Source organism: Rathayibacter rubneri, from assembly GCF_023743255.1.
Taxonomy (GTDB): Bacteria; Actinomycetota; Actinomycetes; order Actinomycetales; family Microbacteriaceae; genus Rathayibacter; species Rathayibacter rubneri.
In genome coordinates this window covers 1-6,277 of record NZ_JAMRYM010000140.1, presented here as the reverse complement: position 1 = coordinate 6,277, position 6,277 = coordinate 1, and the positions used below count along the sequence as shown (strand labels likewise).

Here is a 6,277-nt window from a genome sequence, read left to right as displayed (position 1 = left end):
GCTTCGGCGCGGTCGTGCTCGTCTCAGGCGCGATCCCCACCGCCACCGGCCTCGGCCACCCCTACTGGGCGATGGTCGCCGCCGTCGCCGCCGTCTCGGGCGCCGACGTCGCCGCCCGCCTGGTCCGCGCGGGCCACCGGATGCTCGGCACCGTCGTCGGAGTCGCCATCGCCGCCGCCCTCCTCGCCCTCCCCCTGTCGCCGCTCGCCACGATCGCCGTCGTCGTCCTGCTCCAGGTCCTCGCCGAGCTCTTCGTCGGCCGCAACTACGGGCTCACCCTGGCCTTCGTGACCCCGCTCGCGATCCTCATGGTCGAGCTGGCCCACCGCACCGACGAGCTCGTCCTCCTCCGCGACCGCGCCCTCGAGACCGCCATCGGCGTGGCCGTCGGAGTCGTCGCGACGCTCCTCGCGCACGCGGCGTCGTCCCGCCGCGGCTGACGTCAACTTAGGGAACTCTTCCTCACGCCGCCTTTCGCCGTCAAAAGCGACCTAGAAAAAAATCTTCCAGCAGACAAGACCAAGTACGATCAACACAGAAGCCAGGACTCCCCAAAAAACCGTGTGTTTCTCCGCGCGCAAGAGGACGTCGAGCCTGGTGCGGCCTAGAGAACTCTTTGACGCGGTAGCAAGCGTTCTTGCCCGTTCGTCAACTTGACGACCAATATCAGCAGTGAAGAGGAATACGCCCGACGCCCCAAGCAGGACCCAGGACTCCCATTCCTTCGGATCAGTCGCGACCCTCGAGCCCAATATTCCTATCGCGATCGAACTTAACACCAACAACAACCGATGCTGTGAGGATATCAGTGCCGAAATATGCTTCACCTTACAGGTCTCTCCACAGGCACTCGGGGCCCCTCGTCGACAAGATCAGCTACCTCAGCAATTTCCGCGGGAGTAGAGCGCCCGCCCAGGCCATCCAATCGCTTTGACATGTCGGTTCCCCAACTATCCATAGCACGATACTCCGCCTCGAACTTATTCAAGTACTGTTCCGCCGCATCATTTTCCATTCCGGACAGGATACTTGCACTGGCACTCACCCGAGCATCAATATCGACCTTGATCATCTCGAGTCGGCGTTCCATTGACCTGCGAATCGCGGTGATTCGGTCGGACGTGGCATCCTCAAGCGACTTCGGCGCGGTCTCCGTGTAATCTACGACCATCTCAAACACGCCGTCCTCGCTTAGCCTTAGCAGACCCGCACCAGCGTCCGTACAAGAACGAACTAGTTCGTCAGCATAGGATGAGACGACTACATAAACATGACCAGCGGCCAGCGCATGGGATGCGCGCGCCAGATTTGCAATCCACTTCGGAAGAACTGTGTCTTCGCCCGGGCGAAGGTAGTAAAACGTTCTTGTGCCAGTTGCATCTACACTCTGCAGGTCGCCGAGCAACGAGCCCACGATCTGGGAGTCAGGCGGAAGCGGTATTCGTTCTAAAACGTCCACCAAGGTAAATCCGGCCTGATCAACAGCCATCTCAGCCGCCGACCTCATTCGTGTCTTCTGCGGATCCTCGTATGCCAGACTCACAGCGATCGCCCCAAAACTTTCGAAAGAACTTGTTGCAAGCCGGTCAACTCTTGAAGCAGAAGAGTAGAGATTTGCCGATAGTCTTCAATGTTTAAAATATCTGATTTCAACACTTCGATTTTTTTGATCAGCGTCTGCTGCCTGTAACCCTCTGCGGCAAAATTGTCGAAGACTTCCTGCGGCGTCACGTTCACATCTGCGATGAGCTCGTCAAGCGCATAGTCGACCAGGTCCGGCTCGATCGTACTGGCCTCCAAAGCTTTCGACAGTCGACCCAATAGACGAAAGTCTGTAACTGCTCGCAGGGTGTTCGCCTCGGCCTTCGCGGCGAAGGCTCGAATGACTTCAGGACGCGTGTGCTTCGCGGCAAAGCTGGGGAGAGCCGATCGCAAGACCGAATCTGCGGCCTCGATTTCGAGGTAAAGATCTTCTCGGTGAACTTGTTGAGGTCTATCCAGGTGCGCCTCATTTCTGATGAGGTCAATCTCTGGTTCCGGCAGAGAAAGAAGACGCCGCGCACGACGAACCGATGACCTTGTCACCCCGGTCATTTCCGACAGACGCTTTTCCCCTGTTTCACCCGACTTCTTCATAACCTCCCGGAGAGAAAGCGCCACGCTGATAAGCGGCCAGTCTTCCCGAACATTGTGAATATTAAACATGCGAAGGAGATTGTCAAGCGGATCAGGGGCCGGGATGACGTTCGTTGGGACTCGGCTGAGACCTAGATCACTTGAGCAACGCCAGCGGCGCTCACCATCCATGAGAATGAAACTGCCTGGCTTCGAAGGGTCCTCGTAGACGATGAGAGGAACAAGGATCCCGACCTCCTGAATCGACGTTCGAAGAAGGTCCAGTCGCTCCTCATTGAAATAACGTCGCGGGTTATCCGGATTCGGACCGATGTTTGTCGGGTCAATTTCGAGTTGGTAACTCGAGGCCAGCAATTCAGGTGTTTCACTCATGCAACTAGTGCACTTTCCGCTACGGGGCGTCGGCGGCTCACATCTGACGCCAGTGAACTTCGCCGGACCAGGGGGTACTCTCGAAAATTAGGATACAAATCGCGTATTGCCGAATTAAAGGCGTTGGTCACCACAACCCGTGCGCCGCGCGCTCGTAGAGTCTCCGCAACTTCTGCAAGTCGCATCTGATCCTCCCAAGTAAATAGCTTCTCGTTATAATCTACAAAACCTTCGCGCCGTTTGCTCGAAGCGTAAGGAGGATCAAGGAACACAAAGTCTTCAGCGCCTGCCCGAGAGAGCGCAACTTCGAAATCGCCACTTAGGAGTAACGTTCCCGAGCTTGCCAGCTGTTTGGCAGATTCTCGTAGGTGATTCTCATCGATTATGTTTGACGAACGAGGGTTTCCGTATGGGACATTAAACTGACCACGGGCATTTACACGGTAGAGCCCGTTCCAAGCCGCCCGATTCAGATACAGAAATCGCGCGGCCCCCGCGACAGGGTCCGCGGGGACTGTCCCACGAACCTGATAGTAATAATCCTTATCAAGGATGTCCATTTCCGAAAGACGAAGGAAGACTTCCTCCGAAGAAGAACTAATAGTTCGATAGGCCTCGATCAAGGGGCCGCAGGAATCATTGAGAACGGCACGTTGTGGACGAAGCAAAAAGTACATGGACGCGGCACCAAGAAAGGGCTCGTAATATGTCTTGAAGCGCAGTGGGATGTGCTCCACTAGCTGCGAAAGCAACCGTTGCTTAGAGCCTGCCCACCGGAAGATGGGACGTGGCACCGAGCTGAGGATGGTCTCGGCTCTGCGAGCTAGCTCCGAGGGATCCGTTCTAAACAAGTCGAGTTCTACCCGCTGATCGAGTTGAGTAACCCTCGTCAACTGACCAATTGTGCTCATGTGCCTCCTGGAAGAGCGGATCTCTGGATCGTACCGGGTGACGCGCCCATCACTACCGGAAGTCTGATCAGTTTCTCCCACTCCTCCCCGGAGATCGAGTGAGACGGCGCTTCGAGGGCGGCGAGACGCCCTGCATCCGAAGCCGCGGTAGACAAAACGACGAAGGCCCCCTGCTTCCGGGGAAGCGGGGGGCCTTCGACAGTGGCGGTACCGGTGGGATTTGAACCCACGGTGGACGCAAGCCCACACATGTTTTCGAGACATGCTCCTTCGGCCGCTCGGACACGGTACCGGGGTCGAGTGTACGCGACGCTCACAAGTCGCGCCAATCGGCGCGGGATCGAGGCGCCGGACGGGTCAGACCACCGCGGGCAGCAGGAACGAGAGCACGCGGTCCCACTCCGAGACGGCGAGCAGGTGTCCGCGGCCGGGGACCTCCTCGAGACGCGAATCGGCGAGGCGGGCGGCGTACCACTCGCCGTGGAGGCGGCCGACCTCGGCGTCCTCGGCTCCGTAGAGCAGGAGTGCGGGCGAGGCGACGGCGTCGACCGCGAAGCCCCAGTCGAGCAGCGTGTAGCCGATGATGTCGGCGGCCATGCCGGTGGCGCCCTGGGCGGCGGCGCGCTCGAGCATGCGGAGGAGGCGGTCGCGGACCCCGGGCGACTCGAGCAGCGGGGCGTCGGCCTCGCTCGCGCCGAGCATCCCGAGGAGGGCGCCCGGGGAGGGAGCCGGGCCGAACGCCTGCTCGAGCGCGGCGCGGAGGGTCTGGACGGCGTCTACGACCGGCAGAGCGCGCAGCGACTCGAGCATCGCCCGGTTCTCGTCGCCGACCCACGGCACGGCGTCGTCCGGCGCCGGAGTGGCGAGCACGGCCACGCGCTCCACCAGGCCGGGGTAGTTGGCCGAGAGCGCGAGCGCGACGCGGCCGCCGGCCGACCAGCCCGCGGCGGCGACGGAGGCGATGCCGATGGTGGCGAGGTACTCGGCGATGTCGGCGGCGGCCTGCTCGGGAGTCGCGGGGGCACCGGCCCCCGCCTGGTCGAGGTCGTTCAGCAGCTCGGAGTCACCGTAGCCGGGGCGGTCGACCGACAGGAGCCGGACACCGTGCCGGGCAGTCGCCGCGGGGTCGGGATCGAGATCGGCCGAGCCGGGGGCGGGGTGCGCCAGCACGACGACGTGCTCGGCGTCCTCCGGACCCGTCCAGGAGACCCCGAGCGCGCGGCCGGATTTGAGGTGGTGCACTGTCGACGCCATGGGGTCATCCTCCCGCAGACCTCCGACAGCGCGGGCGCGCCGCTCGGGCGAGCCTCTCTCCACAGGCGGCGATCCCGCACCCTTCTCCCCGGCCCGGGCGCGGCACCGTCGCGTGTCGGTGCCGCCCGGTATCGTCGAAGACACGTTCGAAGGAGCGTCCGATGTCGGAGGCGGCTCCTAGCCTCGCTCCAGACCCCTCCCCCACGTCCCACCCGCTCCGGAAGGACCCCATGGCCGCCTCGAAGACCCGCACCGCCGCCTACCGCTGCTCGGAGTGCGGCTGGACGACCGCGAAGTGGGTCGGCCGCTGCGGCGAGTGCCAGCAGTGGGGCACGGTCGTCGAGAGCACCGAGCGCACCGGTCTCGTCCGCGCCGTCGCGGCGGTGGCCCCCTCCGCGGGCCGGGTGGCCCGGCCGATCACCGAGATCCCCACCACCTCCGGTGCGCACCACCGGCCCACCGGGGTCGGCGAGCTCGACCGCGTGCTCGGCGGCGGCATCGTCTCGGGTGCGGTGGTCCTGCTCTCCGGTGAGCCCGGAGTGGGCAAGTCCACGCTGCTGCTCGAGGTCGCGTCGCGCGCCGCCGCCGAGGGCCAGCGCGTCCTCTACGTCAGCGCCGAGGAGTCGGCGGCCCAGGTCCGCATGCGCGCCGAGCGCACGGGGGCCATGCACGACAGCCTCTACCTCGCCGCAGAGACCGACCTGGCGACGGTGCTCGGTCAGATCGACGAGGTTCAGCCCGACCTCCTCATCGTCGACTCGGTGCAGACCGTCGCCAGCGACACGGTCGACGGCCTGCCCGGAGGCCCCAGCCAGGTCCGCGAGGTCGCGGCCACCCTCATCCGGGTCTGCAAGGAGCGCGCGCTGCCGCTCGTGCTCGTCGGACACGTGACGAAGGACGGCTCGATCGCCGGCCCGCGCCTGCTCGAGCACCTCGTCGACGTCGTCTGCCACTTCGAGGGCGACCGCCAGACGGCGCTGCGATTCGTCCGCTCGCTCAAGAACCGCTTCGGCCCGACCGACGAGGTCGGCTGCTTCGAGATGACCGCCGAGGGCATCGCCGAGATCCCCGACCCGAGCGGCCTCTTCCTGTCGCGCACCCGCTTCCCCACCCCGGGCATCTGCGTCACCGTGGCGATGGAGGGCCGCCGCGCCCTGCCCGTCGAGATCCAGGCCCTCGTCATCGCGAACGACGGCGAGCACCCGCGCCGCGTGACGAACGGAGTCGACGCCTCCCGCGTCGCCATGATCCTCGCCGTCCTCGAGCGGCAGGCGGGCATCCCGTTGCGGCGCTGCGACGTGTACGTCTCGACGGTCGGCGGAGTGAAGCTGATGGAGCCGGCCGCCGACCTCGCCATCGCCGTCGCGATCGCCTCGGCGCACGCCTACACCCCGCTGCGCCCCGGCATCGCGGCGTTCGGCGAGATCAGCCTCTCCGGCGACATCCGGCCCGCCTCCGGAGCGAAGCAGCGCGCCAACGAGGCCACCCGCCTCGGGCACTCCTCGCACCTCGACTCCGGCGCCTTCACCCTCTCGAGCGCGATCACGCACGCCCTCGTGCCCGTGCCCGAGCGCATCCCGGAGGGCCGCTCCGGCCCCCGGACG

Annotated in this window: 6 protein-coding genes and 1 tRNA gene; 2 read left to right on the top strand and 5 right to left on the bottom strand. The window is 64.3% G+C overall.

Annotation, left to right across the window (positions count from 1 at the left end):
* On the top strand, positions 1-440 hold a 440-nt coding region (locus NB037_RS18135; protein ID WP_251948276.1), incomplete at its 5' end, for an FUSC family protein.
* A 383-nt stretch (positions 441-823) separates the two neighbouring features.
* On the opposite strand, the gene NB037_RS18130 is transcribed toward NB037_RS18135, so the two are convergent.
* The 5 genes from NB037_RS18130 to NB037_RS18115 all read right to left on the bottom strand — a co-directional run bounded on the left by NB037_RS18130 (position 824) and on the right by NB037_RS18115 (position 4,673).
* Positions 824-1,489: a hypothetical protein gene (locus NB037_RS18130; RefSeq protein ID WP_251948274.1), complete on the bottom strand. Its 666-nt coding sequence runs from the start codon at positions 1,487-1,489 to the stop codon at positions 824-826.
* Between the two features lie 50 nt (positions 1,490-1,539).
* A complete protein-coding gene (locus NB037_RS18125; protein ID WP_251948272.1) occupies positions 1,540-2,508 on the bottom strand; it encodes a ParB/RepB/Spo0J family partition protein in 969 nt (322 codons plus the stop codon).
* Positions 2,505-3,419, bottom strand: coding sequence for a DNA adenine methylase (locus tag NB037_RS20020; RefSeq protein ID WP_372490789.1), 915 nt, complete (start codon positions 3,417-3,419; stop codon positions 2,505-2,507). Before NB037_RS20020 ends, NB037_RS18125 begins: the two co-directional genes overlap by 4 nt.
* A gap of 202 nt (positions 3,420-3,621) precedes the next feature.
* Positions 3,622-3,711, bottom strand: a tRNA-Ser gene (locus tag NB037_RS18120).
* 65 nt (positions 3,712-3,776) lie between these two features.
* Positions 3,777-4,673: an alpha/beta fold hydrolase gene (locus NB037_RS18115; protein ID WP_251948269.1), complete on the bottom strand. Its 897-nt coding sequence runs from the start codon at positions 4,671-4,673 to the stop codon at positions 3,777-3,779.
* Positions 4,674-4,903: 230 nt separating this feature from the next.
* On the opposite strand from NB037_RS18115, the gene radA reads away from it, so the two are divergent.
* On the top strand, positions 4,904-6,277 hold a 1,374-nt coding region (radA, locus tag NB037_RS18110), incomplete at its 3' end, for a DNA repair protein RadA (RefSeq protein WP_251948267.1).

What these genes read in the sequence shown, in the direction of transcription:
- NB037_RS18130 (WP_251948274.1), bottom strand. Translation starts at nt 1,489, where the DNA reads ATGGCTGTTGATCAGGCCGGATTTACCTTGGTGGACGTTTTAGAACGA.
- NB037_RS18125 (WP_251948272.1), bottom strand. Translation starts at nt 2,508, where the DNA reads ATGAGTGAAACACCTGAATTGCTGGCCTCGAGTTACCAACTCGAAATT.
- NB037_RS20020 (WP_372490789.1), bottom strand. Translation starts at nt 3,419, where the DNA reads ATGAGCACAATTGGTCAGTTGACGAGGGTTACTCAACTCGATCAGCGG.
- NB037_RS18115 (WP_251948269.1), bottom strand. Translation starts at nt 4,673, where the DNA reads ATGGCGTCGACAGTGCACCACCTCAAATCCGGCCGCGCGCTCGGGGTC.